General features: G+C 35.6%; 13 protein-coding genes. 6 read left to right on the forward strand and 7 right to left on the reverse strand.

What is annotated here, in order from left to right; translation table 11 throughout:
- Positions 1–512: 512 nt before the first annotated feature.
- A complete protein-coding gene (gene holA / locus HMPREF9144_RS07670; protein ID WP_006045371.1) occupies positions 513–1,538 on the reverse strand; it encodes a DNA polymerase III subunit delta in 1,026 nt (341 codons plus the stop codon).
- Positions 1,539–1,778: 240 nt separating this feature from the next.
- Between holA and HMPREF9144_RS07675 the strand changes: the two genes are divergently transcribed.
- The 3 genes from HMPREF9144_RS07675 to HMPREF9144_RS07685 all read left to right on the forward strand — a co-directional run bounded on the left by HMPREF9144_RS07675 (position 1,779) and on the right by HMPREF9144_RS07685 (position 5,320).
- A complete protein-coding gene (locus HMPREF9144_RS07675; RefSeq protein WP_006045373.1) occupies positions 1,779–2,228 on the forward strand; it encodes a type I restriction enzyme HsdR N-terminal domain-containing protein in 450 nt (149 codons plus the stop codon).
- A 987-nt stretch (positions 2,229–3,215) separates the two neighbouring features.
- The gene (locus HMPREF9144_RS07680) at positions 3,216–4,640 is read left to right on the forward strand and encodes a C10 family peptidase (RefSeq protein ID WP_006045374.1); all 1,425 of its coding nucleotides are present in this window, start codon (positions 3,216–3,218) and stop codon (positions 4,638–4,640) included.
- Between the two features lie 11 nt (positions 4,641–4,651).
- Complete coding sequence (locus tag HMPREF9144_RS07685; RefSeq protein ID WP_006045375.1) at positions 4,652–5,320, forward strand: hypothetical protein; 669 nt, start codon at positions 4,652–4,654, stop codon at positions 5,318–5,320.
- A gap of 237 nt (positions 5,321–5,557) precedes the next feature.
- Here the strand turns inward: HMPREF9144_RS07685 and HMPREF9144_RS07690 are convergent, their stop codons facing one another.
- Positions 5,558–6,379 (reverse strand): zinc ribbon domain-containing protein, encoded by an 822-nt coding sequence (locus tag HMPREF9144_RS07690; protein ID WP_006045376.1) that lies wholly within the window; start codon positions 6,377–6,379, stop codon positions 5,558–5,560.
- Between the two features lie 54 nt (positions 6,380–6,433).
- Entirely contained in the window at positions 6,434–7,243 is an 810-nt protein-coding gene (locus HMPREF9144_RS07695; protein ID WP_006045378.1) for a Nif3-like dinuclear metal center hexameric protein, read from the reverse strand.
- A gap of 228 nt (positions 7,244–7,471) precedes the next feature.
- Here HMPREF9144_RS07695 and pepT point away from each other — a divergent pair, with 228 nt between their 5' ends.
- The 3 genes from pepT (at position 7,472) to HMPREF9144_RS07710 (ending at position 12,288) form a co-directional block, all read left to right on the forward strand.
- Positions 7,472–8,695 (forward strand): peptidase T, encoded by a 1,224-nt coding sequence (gene pepT / locus HMPREF9144_RS07700; RefSeq protein WP_006045380.1) that lies wholly within the window; start codon positions 7,472–7,474, stop codon positions 8,693–8,695.
- 315 nt (positions 8,696–9,010) lie between these two features.
- On the forward strand, positions 9,011–11,281 hold the full coding sequence (locus tag HMPREF9144_RS07705; protein ID WP_006045381.1) for a cation:proton antiporter: 2,271 nt from the start codon (positions 9,011–9,013) through the stop codon (positions 11,279–11,281).
- Positions 11,282–11,328: 47 nt separating this feature from the next.
- Entirely contained in the window at positions 11,329–12,288 is a 960-nt protein-coding gene (locus HMPREF9144_RS07710; protein ID WP_006045382.1) for a calcium/sodium antiporter, read from the forward strand.
- A 131-nt stretch (positions 12,289–12,419) separates the two neighbouring features.
- On the opposite strand, the gene HMPREF9144_RS07715 is transcribed toward HMPREF9144_RS07710, so the two are convergent.
- From HMPREF9144_RS07715 to HMPREF9144_RS07730, 4 genes are all read right to left on the reverse strand, one after another.
- Positions 12,420–14,144 carry an acyl-CoA dehydrogenase family protein gene (locus tag HMPREF9144_RS07715; RefSeq protein WP_006045383.1) on the reverse strand — a complete coding sequence of 575 codons (1,725 nt, stop codon included), beginning with the start codon at positions 14,142–14,144 and terminating at the stop codon, positions 12,420–12,422.
- Between the two features lie 19 nt (positions 14,145–14,163).
- On the reverse strand, positions 14,164–15,186 hold the full coding sequence (locus tag HMPREF9144_RS07720) for an electron transfer flavoprotein subunit alpha/FixB family protein (RefSeq protein ID WP_006045384.1): 1,023 nt from the start codon (positions 15,184–15,186) through the stop codon (positions 14,164–14,166).
- A 3-nt stretch (positions 15,187–15,189) separates the two neighbouring features.
- Positions 15,190–16,059 carry an electron transfer flavoprotein subunit beta/FixA family protein gene (locus tag HMPREF9144_RS07725; RefSeq protein WP_006045385.1) on the reverse strand — a complete coding sequence of 290 codons (870 nt, stop codon included), beginning with the start codon at positions 16,057–16,059 and terminating at the stop codon, positions 15,190–15,192.
- A 569-nt stretch (positions 16,060–16,628) separates the two neighbouring features.
- Positions 16,629–17,363, reverse strand: a complete 735-nt coding sequence (locus tag HMPREF9144_RS07730; RefSeq protein ID WP_006045387.1) for an inorganic diphosphatase — start codon at positions 17,361–17,363, stop codon at positions 16,629–16,631.
- Positions 17,364–17,403 lie beyond the last annotated feature (40 nt).

Here is a 17,403-nt window from a genome sequence, read left to right on the forward strand (position 1 = left end):
GTGGCTTATTACACAATGCATATTTAAACATTTACAAATAAATACCACTGTGTTTAGATTTATAATTACAAATATAAATCTCCTGTGTGCATATTATAAATGCACGAATTTATATATACAAATCTAAATATTATGTTTTTATTTTTTATATATAAAATGATAGTTTATAGATATAAATGTTAATGAATTGAAATAATAAATTTATAGATTTAGAAATGGGCTGAAAATAGCGTAATTTAAATATTTTAAACCAAAGTAAAGGTAGATTTTAAATAAGCAAACTACAAAGAAGATAAAATGAATTAAAACTCACATTATCAACGTATTATAGAAAAATACGAGATAAAATAAACTTCTTTTTTAGGTTCTAAAAAATATAGATAATGGCATTTTTTAGTGTTTTTAGAGCCTTCTTTTAATGTTTTTGGCAATAAAAACGTCCATTTAGTGGTATTAGAAACCATTAAATGGACGTTTTTGGTTTTATTTTTAAGACTAAACTTATGTTTTTATCAATGCAAAATGAAAAAGATTACTTCTTTCATCAAATCCCCTGCCCCAGTGCTTACATTATTTAAGCCTTTACTTTTCGCATCAACTTCTCTAATTTTTGCAATGATATCCATTGTCTTTCTTGCACTGTAATTTCTCATTCCAATAATATATTCCTTCGCTCCCCAGTTGTTTTTTAACCCTAATATTTGTGCAATATCGCTTTCCGATTTGTTGTTTGGAGAATAGAAAACTATCATTAAATTTTGAAAATAAGAGAAGAGTAATGGCAAGAAAGAATAGAGTGAACCTGCCTTTGGATTACTAATAAAATAATTTACAATTTGATTGGCTTTAAAAACGTTGCGATTTACTATAGCATCGCGCAATTCGAAAGTGTTAAAATTCTTACTCACGCCAACTTCTTTTTCCACAATATCTGGTGTTATTCTTTTATCGTTTTCAGATAATGAGAGAGCTACTTTATCAAGTTCAGAAGTTAAACGACTCAAATCTGCTCCAATATGGTCTGCCATCATTTGAGTTGCTTTTGGTTCTATTGTTATTTTCTTTGCTGCTAAATAATTTTGCATAAAACCTGCAAGTTGGTATTCTTTTAATTTTTTACTTTCAAATACCACTCCATGGGCTTCTGCTAAACTCATTACTTTTTTTCGGGCATCAATTTTTCCATTTTTATGGCACCAAACCAGAATTGTTGTTTTGGCTGGATTTTTTAAATATTTCTCTAATGCATCGAGCGAATGAATATTTTGTGCTTCTTTTACTATCACAACTTGATATTCTGCCATCATTGGAAAACGTTTCGCCATATCGGTTACTTGTACTGCCGAAACATCTGCCCCAAAGCATATATTCAAATTAAAATCTTGTTCGGCAGGCGTAAGCACATTTTCTGCGATATAATTTGTTATTTGGTCTATATAGTAAGCTTCTTCGCCCATTAATATATATATAGGTGAGAACCGCCGTGCTTTCAGGTCTTTCATTATATCCTGAAAAGTTTTTCCTTGTTTTGCTGGCATTTATTGCTTTTATTAAAATTTCTGTTGCACCATCAATTATTTTTCAGCATTAACAGATGCCTGCAATCAGAAAAAATTTCTATATTTGTACTGAATTTCTGCCAATAGTTCGCTTAAAAACTGCTGAGCAAAATTCTATCGTCTGCAAAGTTAGTTTATTAATAAGAGATAACAAAATATTGCAAGACCTTATATATTTCATATAACATATTCTTGCAAGAAGAAAACAACAAATAAACAATGCCACAATTAAATCTTCCAGTCTACGATATTAAGATAAAAGAAGAAAACGGACAACGCAAAATTTTTGATATTTTGCGCAGAAAATACCTTGTTATTACACCCGAAGAATGGGTCCGCCAGCATTTCATTCACTACCTTATAGAACATAAAAACTACCCGATGGGCTTACTTGCCAACGAAATTTCACTTTCTATTGGTGAAAAAGTTATCCGTGCCGACAGTGTTTTATACGACAAGTGTTTGCGTCCACGAATGATTATAGAATACAAAGCACCCCACATTCAGCTAACACAAAAAGTATTCGACCAAATTTCTGCGTACAATCTCCTACTCCATGTAGACTATCTCATTGTTTCTAACGGAATAGATACCTACATTTGCAAGATGGATTACGAACATCAAACTTATACTTTCTTGTCTTCGATACCTGATTATAAAGAATTATAATTCCATTTTTTATTATTTAGTTCCTATCTTAGTACATAAAACTACAAAAAAATCTATTCTACCAAAAAGAAAAAACAAGCCAGATGCAGGAATATTGCCATATAAAATAAGTTCGTAAATAATAGAAACTCAAAAACAACTACGCCAGATAATATAAAGACAACCCAAATGCCTACTATTTCATCATAAATTTTAAACTTGTACCACTATATAAGAAGCAGGTTTCCTGGTAGTTACAATACATAGAAAAAATATAATAAGAAAATATTTTTTTTAAATAACAAAATAAAAAAATGTAATAAGAAAAATGGAGAATTACAATTACAAAATTAGAATACCCGTATAAAAATAAATAGAAAGCCCTAATAATAGCAGAAAAATACGATGGACGTTTCACAGATTAAAATGTAAGTTCAACCAATTATTCAAGTTACCAGCACCATTAATGCACTATTTTTTCTACAACTTTACGGCTTATCCACGCTATTTTATTTTAGAAAAAGCCAGCTTCTGCTGCAAAACAATAAGCAAAATTCTAACTTCGGTACTTTACTTTTTCAATTAACGGTCGTCATTTGGCATCATACGCTGCACGTTTAAAATTAATTACAATCGAACTTCGTAAACATCGAATCAGCCTAATATAAAGCAGTTCTTCGAACAACAAATTAAAACAAGTTAATTGCGCATATTTCTACTAAATTAATAAAAATACATTCCGTCTCTCCGCCCTTTAAAAGACTTTTTTGTAAATATTTCCTCTATATCACCCCCCTAAAAATAAGGTGTTTTGTTGTTATTCTGGAACTATCTCCTATTTGTCTCGTTACCAAACACAATTATTATATAACATAGAATGAAACCAAAAAAGTTAAATATCGTTATTATCTATATGCGTCAAAAGAAATTATTAACATATTAAAGTAAAAATAAATATCTTTGTAACAGACATTTAAGAAGTTCAACAAAAAAATCAAATTCGGGATTATGAAAAAACAACAATTTAATTATTTGGGAATGTTCCTTTTGGCTTTCTTATTAACAGCTTGTTCGCGATCAGATGATTTAAGTTTACAGAATAACACTATTAATGTCTATAATTACAAAGCCATTTATCACCATTATGCAACATTACAACCACAACGTACTACTATCGAAGCAATAAAAATTGCAGCAAATTTTGTACAGAGTCAAGGTATTCAGACACGCAATATGGATAATGGCAATATAGAAAATTGGACAGCTCAAAGTATTTGCAGCAAAAAAAAAATACACACACGTGGAACTTTAACAGAGAGTACAATAAATCCGGTAGATACAATCTATTATATTCTAAATAACTCTACCACAAAATCATTTTGCATTGTTGCCGGGGATAGAAGAATTTCAGAAAGTTTATTAGCTTTCTCAGGAGAAGGAATCTTAGAGCTAGATAGTTTAAATGGTACAGAGAATATAAATGCCTTTCTTTCACGCCTACCCAACTATTATGAAGACAAACTAAAAGAAGCACGAAAAAGAAGAAAGGATACGATTACAACCTTACCTGAATTTAATTATGAAGAGAGAGATAGATTTGTAAATCCTGAAACCTATACAGATAAACTGATTGTACCAGAGCCAAGCATAGACAGATTCTATACGTTTATTAATATTAGTCAAACAGAGAATCTATGTAAAAACAACTGGAGCTGTGATAAGCCATACGATAGATTTACACCTACAGTAAACGGTCGAAAAGCTGAATTAAGTAGTATTATGATAACTCTAGCACATCTTGTATCATCATTCAGTTATCCGAAAGAATATAAAGGAACAACATTAGATTGGGAATTATTACACAGATATAAAACAGCAGAAGAAGCTACACTATACAACAATAATTATACTATACAAGTTGCTAATTTACTCAAAAATATTGGAGACGGATTATGGTATAAATATTGGGGACCTTTCGAGACAACCGAAAATTTCGATAAGGTGATAGATGTTTTACGTGATATGGGATATTCTAATCCATCAGAAATTACAAAAAAATATAGTATCGCTGATGTAATAAATAGTATTGATAATCATTGTCCAGTACTAATGTATGGCGAATCGAAAAAAGCAAGAAATAGACATATTTCTCCAAAAGCATATTCATGGTTATGTGACGGTTATAAAATAATAGAAAGACGAATCAAAGGTGTAACCGATAACATACCCAAAGAACCTGCTATAGGCGAACGCTATAAACTATTACACATAAATTGGGGAATGGGAGGTAAATATAATGGATACTTCAGTCCGGATGTCTTTAATCCAACCTGTGGTTCTGGAAATGAAACGCCACTAGAAAAAGAAGAAAAATCGAAAGATAATAAGGATTATAACCTTAAAGTAAGAACTATTTTAAATATTCACCCATAACAATCAAAATTATGAAAAAGAACATTTTATTACTATTTGCAAGTATATTATTAGTATCGTGCCACGACGACGATCCATATAGGCATACTAATGACCCTAAAGGTTCAAAATATTGGTTTAGCGAATATTTTATTCCCAATCAGATATCAGGAGGTAGAGACGGTTTTAAAACAATTTTAGTTGACGGTAAAGAGAAAAGGGTTGAAGATTCCACTATATTTTATGTTGATTTCGAGTCAAACTCTGCAACAACTGTGTATACAGAAGATTATAACAAAAATAAATTCTTTGAGTATACGCAAGCATACCATGAGAAAGGTGATACACTTTTTTTAAAAGGAGGTTATAGTAAACCAGTAGGCATTAAAAGTTTTAAGATGTATGTAGTCAGAAACAAAGAATATATAGATGTATCTGACAATATTCTTGTTAAATATGAAAACGATTCACTTATAATAGCCAATCATTATTCAAAACAATCAAAGAGAGATTCAGCACGTATCGTAACAAAAAAACTTTCAGAACTTACAGAATACGACTATAAATGGTTTCCAACTCGCGTACACTTTGAAGTGATAAACAAAACGATCGACAGCTATTGGCTACATGTAGAATTTGATAATGTTCAAGTGTGGTTCCCATTTAATTCGTATTTAAAAGAAGAACATAAGAAACATTAGACAATGATATATTAAAACAAGTATTAATACCTCTCTAATATTCAAGTTCTATATTTTGTCGCTTTATGTTTCTGTGTCTATTCCTAAAAACTCATAATTGCAGATTTGTGTTTGGGATATAACAATTCAGAAATATACATAAGAAACGGCACTATACAAAAAAATCCATCAACATTGTAGGAAAGCAATATTGATGGTTTTTTATTTTTTTCAGAATCCAATAAAGATATTACAACTTTATTCAGCCTCGTCTTCCTTTTTTTTACGAGTTGTACGACGCTTTTTAGGTTTTTCTTCTGTTTCTTGAAGCTTAACACCAGCCAATTCAGGGTCGATAAGAATACGTCCGCAATATTCGCACACAATAATTTTCTTGTGCATTTTAATATCTAACTGGCGCTGAGGAGGAATTTTATTAAAGCAACCACCACAAGCATCGCGTTGAACATATACAATTCCGAGTCCGTTTCTTGCTCCTTTACGAATACGCTTAAAACTACGCAACAAACCTGGTTCTATTTTTGTTTCTATTTCAGCAGCTTTTTCTTTTAGGTCGTTCTCTTCCTCGCGTGTTTCCTGCATAATTTCGTCGAGTTCAGCACGTTTTTCTTCGAGGGCTCTGTAACGATCTTCCAAAATTTCTTCGGTATTAGCCAAACTATTCTTGCGTTCTTGTATTCTAGTTTGTGCTTCCTCCATTTTCTTTTTACAGAGTTCAATTTCCAATGTTTGGAACTCTATTTCTTTTGTCAGCATATCATATTCGCGGTTATTAGCCACTTGGTCTAATTGCTGATTATAACGTTCCAAACTAGCTTTTGCACGTTCTATATCGCCTTTTCGCTGTGAAATTGCACGTTGAAAATCGTCTATTTCATATCGTATTTTATCAATACGAGTGTTCAAACCAGCTATTTCGTCTTCCAAATCACGCACTTCAAGAGGCAATTCTCCACGCAATGCACGCTTTTCATCTATAGCCGAAAGAGTTGTTTGCAACTGATAAAGATGCTTCAACTTGTCTTCCACCGATAAGTCTTTAGGGTCTTTCTTTGCCATTGTTGTATTTTTATTTTATGTTTATTTTTATATTTCGCTCTATCTTACACCTTATTATATATATATAATAGGGTTGGTATTAATTTTTGTTATATGGCACACCACGCCTTTACACTGGTTTTCTATAATGCTTTTAAACACTTCTGTTGTGAATTGTTCACTTTGATAGTGTCCAATAGAACATATTTGTATTTGCTGTTCGTATCCAAAGAAATCATGATAATGCATTTCTCCTGTAATAAAAGCATCAGCACCTTCGTTTATTGCTGTTTTCAACAGAAAAGCGCCAGCACCTCCGCAAAGTGCAACCTGTTTTATGGGGCGGCGTAATAATTGGTTTGCTTGCACACATTCTACATTAAATGTTTGTTTTAAAAGCAATACAAAATCATCAGCAGCCAATGGTTTTGTTAATTCGCCAATTACACCCAATCCACCTATAACCTCACCATTTTTAGTTTGAACAGACTGCGTTTTACCTAAGAATCGCACATTCTGTAAATCAATTTTCTCTGCAATTTTAAAGTTTACGCCTCCTGCGGCAGCATCAATATTCGTATGCATTGCCACAATAACAATGTCGTTCTTTATTGCTTTTATAACTATTCGCTGTATATAATCTTTATCAGATATCTGCGAAAGCTTATTAAAAATGAGAGGATGGTGTGCAACTATCAAGTTACAACCGAGTTTTATCGCCTCGTTCAAAACATTTTCTGTTACGTCAAGGCACAATAAAGCCCCTGACACTTCCGCCTCTGTTAATCCAACTTGCAAGCCAGCATTATCATAGCTCTCTTGTAAGGGCAGAGGCGCGAACTTTTCAAGGGCATCAATTACTTCCTTAATCTTCACGCTACGCATAAATTTAGGTTGCAAAGATACGAATTTAAACTTAAAGTACAATGTATCAAACTTTAATTCTTCCTAATTTAGTATGTTTTCCTCCTTTCTTGTTTCTTTCTATTCGGTATTTATTCATTAAAGTATAGAAAAAACATAACAATTACAAAAAAGCTGCTTACAAGTTTTGATAAGCTTTGCTTTTTAACTATCTTTGCAATTAATAGTTCAATAAAATAAAATTTAAACATGGAAATAGCAGAGAGATTTATTAACTATACTAAATTTGACACACAGTCGGCAGATGAATCTGAAACTGTGCCGAGTACTGCGAAACAACTTGTTTTCGCTAAATATTTAAAGGAAGAACTCGAACGTGAAGGTTTAAAAGAAGTAGAAATGGACGAGAAAGGTTATATCTACGCAACTCTTCCAGCTACAACAACAAAAAAAGTTCCTACTATTGGTTTTATCGCACACTACGATACAGCACTTGATGCAAGTGGTGCTAATATTAAAGCACGCATAGTAAAAAACTATGATGGAGGCGATATAAAGTTAAACGAAAATATGGTTTCATCGCCAAAACAATTCCCAGAATTGCTAAACCATAAAGGAGAAGACCTTATAGTTACTGATGGTACTACCCTACTTGGTGCAGACGATAAAGCCGGAATAGCCGAAATAGTACAAGCAATGTGCTATTTGCGCGACCACCCAGAGATAGAACATGGCAAAATTCGTGTTGGTTTCAATCCAGACGAAGAGATTGGACGTGGCGCACACCATTTTGATGTTGAAAAATTTGGTTGTGAATGGGCTTACACTATGGATGGTGGAGATATAGGACAATTAGAGTACGAAAACTTTAATGCTGCTGGAGCAAAGGTTTACATTAAGGGACTGAGTGTTCATACGGGCTATGCAAAAGGCAGAATGGTTAATGCCAGCAGATTAGCAATAGAATTTAATCAAATGCTACCACAAGATGAGATTCCTGAAACTACTGAAGGCTACGAAGGATTTTATCATTTACTCGGAATTGAAAGCCGTTGTGAAGAAGCTAAGCTAAGTTATATTATTCGCGACCACAACAGAGAAAAATTTGAGGAACGCAAAAGAATAATGGAGAATTGCGTAAAAGCAATGAATGAAAAATATGGCGAAGGCACGGTTAAAATTAAGATGAACGACCAATATTATAACATGAAAGAAAAAATAGATCCAAATATTCATGTTATAGACCTTGTTGTAAAAGCTATGCAAGAAGCAGAAGTTACACCATTAGTACAACCTATTCGTGGCGGAACAGATGGAGCACAACTTAGTTTTAAAGGGCTTCCATGTCCTAATATTTTTGCTGGTGGTGTTAATTTCCATGGACCTTACGAATTTGTATCTATCCAAGTAATGGAGAAGGCAATGCAAGTTGTCATTAATATTAGCCGTCTTACAGCTGGATATAACGATTAATTAGATATTAATTTAACTACTTTCGATTATTTATAAAAACAGAAATGAACGCTATAAGGTTTGCTTACACCTAAAAGGGTTAAGCAAGTTCTTATAGTGCTCATTATTTTTATAAAAATATTCGTACATTCAATAGTGTAGAAATATAGATGCTTCATTGTTATAGACTATCTTTTAATTTTTAATAATGCTTCTTATGAATTATATTAACGTATTTATGAAACTATATTAGCGAATAAGTAGAGCACTATTAATGCATTTACAATTCATACAAACACATTAATTAAAACTACTCACACACTAATAACGCTGCTTATGTCAGAACTTCCCGTACTCGTAAAAGATCTTGCCCTAATTCTTGTTGTGGCAGGTTTCATTACTTTATTATTTAAAAAACTTAAACAACCCCTTGTTTTAGGATACATTGTTGCTGGATTTTTAGTTTCGCCACACATGCCATATTTAATGAGCATTATCGATGCGGAGGATATAAAAACGTGGGCAGATATTGGTGTCATCTTTCTTTTATTTTCGTTAGGATTAGACTTTTCAGTTAAAAAAATATTGAAGATGGGTGCTTCTCCTATCATTGCAGCATGTACAATTGTATTTTCAATGATGGCATTAGGCATTTCTGTTGGACACGGGTTTGGTTGGACACAAATGGATAGTATATTTCTTGGAGGAATGATTGCTATGAGTTCCACTGCTATTATATACAAAGCATTTGCAGATATGGGACTTCTTCAACAAGCGTTTGCCTCTACAGTGATGAGCGTTCTTATACTTGAAGACATTCTTGCCATTGTTATGATGGTTATGCTTAGTGCAATAGCCAGCGGAAAAAGTCCAGATGGAGGTCAATTAATAGAGAATGTGCTTATGATAGGATTCTTTCTTATCTTGTGGTTCGTTATTGGTTTGTTTGCAATTCCATCGTTATTGCGAAAGGTACGTAGTTTTCTAAATAGCGAAACTTTGCTTATTGTATCGTTAGGTTTGTGTTTTCTAATGGCTGTAATTTCCACAAAAGTTGGTTTCAGTGCCGCTTTTGGCTCATTTGTTATGGGTAGCATATTAGCCGAAACCATAGAAGCAGAAAAAATTATAAAGGTTGTGGAACCTATAAAGAACTTATTTGGCGCCATATTTTTTGTTTCTGTTGGTATGTTGGTAGACCCGGCAATTCTTGTTAATTATGCCATACCAATCCTTATTCTTGTTATTACAATTTTAGTTGGACAGGCTGTATTTGGTACAATGGGATATATGTTTGGTGGACAATCGCTTAAAAATGCATTACGATGTGGATTTTCTATGGCACAAGTGGGCGAATTTGCTTTCATTATTGCGACTCTAGGACTATCGTTGGGCGTTATCAACAAGTTTCTTTATCCTGTTGTTGTTGCAGTTTCGGTAATAACAACCTTTCTTACTCCGTATATGATACGCGCTGCAGAGCCTACTTATACATTTTTATTGCATCACATGCCGAAACAATGGGCACGAAGAGTTACACATATAGATGTTGGAACACCACAAAATATGGCTTCTGATAATCTTTGGCGCAATCTTATAAAAGCAATGGTGGCTAATACACTTATTTATGGCATACTTTCAGCTGCTACCATTATAATTATGTTCTCGCTTATTTTACCCATTATGCGTCGTTTCTCGGTTCAACTAACTGGTACTCACTGGGCAGGGAATATGATTTGTGGACTACTTACTATTTTATTTATAGCTCCTTTCTTACGTGCTTTCGTAATGAAGAAGAATCATTCTGAAGAGTTTAAAACACTTTGGACGATTAATCGTATAAACCGTTTACCTCTTGTGTTCACCATTCTCGTGCGAATTATTATTGCGCTAATATTCATTTTCTATATCTGCAATTATCTTTCACATTTCACCAACGCACTAATGATTGTTATTGCTATTGGTTTACTTACGCTAATGATATTGTCGCGTAGTATGAAACATCGTAGCATTCAGTTAGAAAGACTGTTTGTACAAAATCTTCGTAGTCGTGAAATTGCAGCACAAGTGCGTGGCAGTAGACGACCATTATTCGAAGGACATTTATTAGATAGAAATATACACATTGGCGAATTTGATATTCCGGAAGATTCGTTATGGACTGGTAAAACTCTTCACCAACTAAAGTTACGTAATCGTTTTGGAACTCACGTAAGTAGTATACTCCGTGGGTCGCACCGATTGAATATACCACGTGGTAATACCGTTGTTTTTCCTGGCGATAAGATACAAGTTATTGGGAACGACCAACAGTTGGCAGCTATTTCAACTGCTATTCGTAACGAACTACGCCCTGAAGATAATGACATTGAAAAGCGCGAAATGATTTTGCGACAAATTATTCTTTCGGCTAAAAGCCCATTTATTGGTAAGACTCTCAAGGAAAGTGGTATACGCGACCAATACAATTGTATGGTAGTGGGAATAGATGAAGGACAAACACACGTTACACTTATTAATCCTGCACACTGTTTAGAAGAAGGAGATGTGTTGTGGGTAGTTGCTGAAAAAGAAAATATAAAACGAATACAGACTACAAATGAATAGATTCTTAGTAAACTCTTATTGCATAATAAAATTAATTTAAAACAAATATGTTGCTACATTTTATTTTCATTATTATAGGTATTATCCTTGTATTGTGGGGAGCCGACCGTTTAACCGAAGGTTCTGTGGCTGTTGCAGAACGTCTGAATATTCCACAAATTGTTATTGGTCTCACCATCGTAGCAATGGGAACTAGTATGCCTGAATTTTGTGTTAGTTTAATTTCAGCACTTAAAGGAACTCCCGACTTGGCTGTGGGAAATGTTGTTGGATCTAACATCTTCAATTCGTTATTTATAGTTGGTGTTACTGCAGTCATCACACCTATGTCTATTTTACGTTCCACCGTAATGAAAGATATTCCGTTTGCGCTTGTTGCATCGGTTATTCTGTTGATGATGTGTTTAGATGGTCGCATCGGTCGTATAGATGCAGCACTGCTATTCTCGTTCTTTCTCATCTTTATGTTTATGACTTTAAAGAGTGCAAAAATTAATAAGCAAGAACTAAAAGAGGAGAATAAACTCGCTAAAAAGGCACTAAATAGTATTCCAAAAATGAATCCTACAATGTCTATAATATGGATATTAATTGGCTTAGCTTGTTTAATTGGTGGAAGTACGCTTTTTGTAGAAGGAGCTTCAAAGCTTGCTACCGCATTGGGAGTGTCTGAAGCAGTTATAGGACTAACTATTGTTGCTGGCGGAACATCGCTTCCTGAACTTGCAACCAGTGTTGTTTCAGCACGAAAAGGAAATAGTGGTATAGCTATTGGCAATGTATTAGGTTCTAATGTCTTTAATATTCTTGGAATATTGGGTGCTACTGGGCTTGTATGTCCTATGCAATTGCAAGGCATAACCAATACCGACCTTTCTATAATGGTCATTTCAATGATAATGATTTGGTTCTTCTCATTCACCAAATACGTCATCGAACGATGGGAAGGATTTATTCTTAGTGCAACTTTTATAGGCTATATGGTTTACCTAATAAGCAATGCTTAATAAGGTGCATTTCTATATTCGTTCTTTTAACTGTTCATTGTTATAATAACACAGTAGGATATTACGAAAAAGGCAATCAAACAGGAAGTCTGATCGCCTTTTTCATATCTTCTTATATTGAAATATAGAGATTATAACTCTGTTTCGTTTACTGTTTTGAAGTATTCGAGACTCTTATTTTCGAATGCTTTAATATATGCAACACTTCCAATAATTTCTTCTTCTACCATACGAACAAATACATTCGCCGACTTTTTGAATAACTCTGGAGCTTTACTTGCATCTTCTATAAGGAGCAACGATTCTATAATGCCAGCAGTCATATTGTACAAACGACGTGCGAGGAAGTCTATTGTATCTTGACATTCGCTTGCTTTTACCTTCTCCAAAGCTTCTTCGTATTGTGCAATAAGGTTTGCTACACGAGCTTTTAAGTCTTTCATACAGTCGCAAACCTCGCTTTCCAACATTTCTTTCATTATGCTGAGGTAGGTTCCGTTGGTAATATAGCGCACTGCGGCTACAACCTGCAACTGTGTTGTACCTTCGTAAATAGAGAAGATACGTGCATCGCGGTAAAGGCGCTGACACTTATATTCCATAATAAAGCCCGAACCTCCGTGAATAGAAATAGAGTCATAAGCGTTTTGGTTGGCATATTCAGAGTTAATACCCTTTGCCAATGGTGTGAACGCATCAGCCAAACGTTTGTATAGTTTCATTTCTTGGCGTTCTTCAGCCGTTAGTTTCTGGTCGCGTGCAATGTCCTCTAACGCCTTGTAGATGTCTACATAGCGTGCTGTTTGATAGAGTAGCGAACGTCCAGCATCTACTTTAGCCTTCATACGAGAAAGCATATCGTAGACAGCAGGGAAAGTTATGATTTTCTTTCCAAACTGTGCACGTTCCTTTGCATAATTCAAACCTTCTTTATAGGCTTCGCTTGAAAGTCCCACACTCTGCGCTGCAATACCAAGGCGAGCACCGTTCATAAGTGCCATAACGTACTTGATGAGTCCCATCTTGGTGTCTCCACAAAGTTCTGCTTTCGCATTTTTATATACTAATTCGCAAGTTGGCGAACCATGAATACCTAGTTTATGTTCTATATGGCGCACATCTACTCCACCATCGCGTTTGTCGTATATAAACATAGAAAGTCCGCGACCATCGTGTGTTCCTTCTTCTGAACGAGCAAGAACCAAGTGAATATCAGAGTCGCCGTTAGTAATAAAACGCTTTACACCATTCAGACGCCAGCAATTTTCTTTCTCGTCGAAAGTTGCTTTTAACATCACACGTTGTAAGTCGGAACCTGCATCAGGCTCGGTTAAGTCCATTGACATAGTTTCGCCATTGCAAATACGAGGTATATACTTTGCACGTTGTTCGTCGTTTCCAAATTCGTAAAGTGTGTCGATGCACGACTGTAACGACCAAATGTTTTGGAATCCACCATCGGCAGACGAAATCATTTCTGAAAGCATAGAGAACACCACGTTAGGTAGGTTTAAACCACCATATTGGCGAGGCATACTAACGCCCCAAAGACCAGCTTTGCGAGTTGCTTCAAGGTTTTCGTAGGTTTTACTTGCATAGTGCATACGATTATCTATGAGATGCGGACCTTCTAAATCCACCGATTCTGAGTTTGGTTCGATGATATTTGCAGCCACATCTCCCGTAATATCGAGAATGCGCTTATAGTTTTCTATGGCGTCCTCGTAGTTTACAGGAGCCTCATCATACTTATCTTTATCAGCGTAATTGCGTTCTTTCAGTTCTACAATTCGCTTCATCAGAGGATGTTCCAAGTGGAACGCTATCTCTGGTTGGTCTGTATAATAATTTGCCATTATCGTCTCTCTTGTTCTGTTACTTACTGTTTTGCTTGTAATACTTAATCATTTTTGGCAGCACTTCACCTACATCTCCATTTATAACGTAGTCTGCTATCTGGTTGATAGGTGCATCTGGGTCGTTATTGATTGAAATAATGATTCCCGAATCCTGCATACCAGCAATGTGCTGAATTTGTCCTGAAATACCACAGGCAATATATACTTTAGGGTGAACTGTAACACCAGTTTGTCCAACTTGTCGGTCGGTTGGAATCCATCCAGCATCTACAGCTGCGCGCGATGCACCTACTTCTGCATGTAATACATCGGCAAGTTGGAAAAGTGTTTCAAAGTTTTCTTTTGAGCCTACGCCGTAGCCTCCAGCCACAACTATTGCAGCTCCTTTTAGATTATTTTGTGCAGCTTCAACGTGTCGTTCTATCACTTTTACAGCGTATGCAGCTTCATCAACATACTTGCTTACTTCTGGATAAACTACTTCTTGCTTTGCCTTTCCTTCGTAAATGGCTTTCTGCATAACGCCTGAACGGACTGTCGCCATTTGTGGACGGTGGTCTGGATTTACGATTGTAGCCACAATATTTCCACCAAAGGCAGGACGAATTTGGTACAAAATGTTGTCGTAATGCTTTCTAGCTTTCTTATCGTCGTATTCACCAATTTCAAGTTGTGTACAATCGGCTGTTAAACCCGATGTCAATGACGATGATACACGAGGACCTAAGTCGCGACCAATAACAGTAGCTCCCATGAGCGCAATTTGTGGTTGCTCCTCTTTAAATAAGTTTACGAGTATGTCGGTATGGGGAGCTGATGTGTAAGGGAATAGACCTTTGCCATCGAAAACAAAGAGTTTATCAACTCCGTAAGGTAAAATCTGGTCTTCTACCTTACCTTTTATATCTGTTCCAGCCACAATGGCGTGAAGCTCTACGCCTAATTGGTTGGCGAGTTTACGTCCTTTTGTGAGCAATTCTTGTGATACCTCCTGTACCGTTGCTTGCTCTATTTCGCAATATACAAATACGTTATTCATAGTTTATCCTATTATCTTCTCGTCCAACAATTCTTTAATCAGGCTATCAATGTCTTCGTCTGATCCACTGATGGTTTTACTTTCTTTTGCTTGGAACACAATGTTCTGTACAGTTTTTACCTTTGTTGGTGAACCTGAGAGACCACATTGCGTTTCATCACCATCAACATCGGCTACCGACCATTGATTTAATGTGAGATAAGGGCGTTGCTCGAAGAGTTCTGCCCAAGGCTCTTTTCCTGTGCGCTCCATAGGACAAGTTGCATATTTGTACTTCATTACAAGTTTAGCATTACACGGACGTGCCGGAGCTGCAGTACCATTCACGGTTATAACTACTGGTAATGGTGCTTCAACTGTTTCTACACCGCCATCTATCATACGACGAATGGTTGCCTTCCCATCTTCTACCTTTTGTATTTCTTCGGCGTATGTAACCTGATTTAAACCTAACTTCTGTGCAACCTGTGGTCCTACTTGCGCTGTATCGCCATCAATGGCTTGTCGTCCACCTATAACAATGTCAACATCGCCTATTTTCTGAATAGCTGTTGCCAATGCATAAGAAGTTGCAAGCGTATCGGCACCTGCAAATTTACGATCGGTGAGCAACCAACCTGTATCTGCACCACGATACAAGCCTTGTCGAATTATTTCGCCAGCACGTGGAGGGCCCATTGTTAGGATACCTACGGTAGAACCAGGATATTGTTCTTTCAATCGCAATGCTTGCTCTAGTGCATTCAAATCTTCGGGGTTGAAGATGGCTGGTAGAGCTGCACGGTTCACCGTTCCTTCTGCAGTCATGGCATCTTTGCCCACATTTCGTGTGTCTGGTACCTGTTTTGCAAGTACTACTATTTTCAAACTCATATTATATAATGTGTTGTTTAGATACTCTTTTCTTATTTTGTATTAATGAAGCAAAAGTACATTTTTTTTATAAACCATACAAATATAATGCACAAAAACCTATAAAACGTGCACAAACAAGAACATTTGCGCAATTAAAAAAGCAAAAAATAGAAATAAATTAAGCATAGAGCAATCATCAGACTGTAACACTTTGGTTACCTGTTAATACTATTACTCTCTGGCGTTTTGTCTTTTTTGCTATCTTGCATGTCTTTTATAATAGCTAAAATGCTCATTATTTTTTAGTAAGAAAAAGGCGAATGTCAAATGCATTTGTTTTAGATATCTGTCACGTTTGTCTCAGATATCTGTCACGTTCGTCTCAGATATCTGTCAGTTGCAAATTAGATATATAATAATATACGCCTCTATGATTTTGTTTTATTTCAGACTAATCTTCAGAAGAAAACACTATTATATTTTGTTCAAACTAATGTTCTCTGTCATCTTTCGTTCTCGTGCTAACATATCACTTGCAGTCTAAATGCAGTAGGCTTAATTTCGTCATCTCCCTTTACCCTATACGTCTAATAGCTGTTACAAGCCGCTATAAATTGTTCCCAACTATTAGAAAATGTGCGAATAGTATCGAAAAGCACATTTGCTCCTTCGCTAAGAAGAGCTGCATCGGGAAGTGGTCCGCTATTGATAGCAACCGTAAAACACCCTGCGGCTACGCCAGCGCGCACTCCAAGTGGTGCATTTTCGACAACGATGCCTTCACAAGGAGCAAAATTTCCTGCCTTTTGTAAGCCCATTAAGTAAGGTTCTGGGTTCGGTTTGCCACGTCTCACATCGAAAGCTGTGGTTACTTGTGCTTCGTTTATAAAGTTTTTAAAATCGTCTAACAGTCTGTTAATAAGCTGTCGTTGTCCGCTTCCAGTTACAATACCTATCTTTAAGCCACTATTTTGTATTTTCTGCATTAAATCTTTCACACCATCAAAGATGTTTGTTGTAGGCATCTCGTGGAAGTATTGCGCTTTTAGTTGGTATATATTTTCTGCCTCCTGTTCGGTTAATATCTTACCTAACTGTTCCTTTGCATATCTCCGTACGGTATCTACCCCTCGTGCCCCTTCTGTTGCATACGAGTCTTCTGCAGTGAAATGGATTCCGAACTCAGCCATTGCTCTTTGCCAAGCTTTTGCATGGTTAGGCATAGAATCGTACAACACACCGTCCATATCGAAGAGTACAACCTTTGGTGTAAATGGCTGTGTTGCTTGTTCGTTATATTTTCTAATTGCTTCCTGAAACATTCTTGTATGTAAAACAAGAATGCCCAACCTATTATAATAA

It is taken from the genome of Prevotella pallens ATCC 700821 (genome assembly GCF_000220255.1).
Taxonomy (GTDB): domain Bacteria; phylum Bacteroidota; class Bacteroidia; order Bacteroidales; family Bacteroidaceae; genus Prevotella; species Prevotella pallens.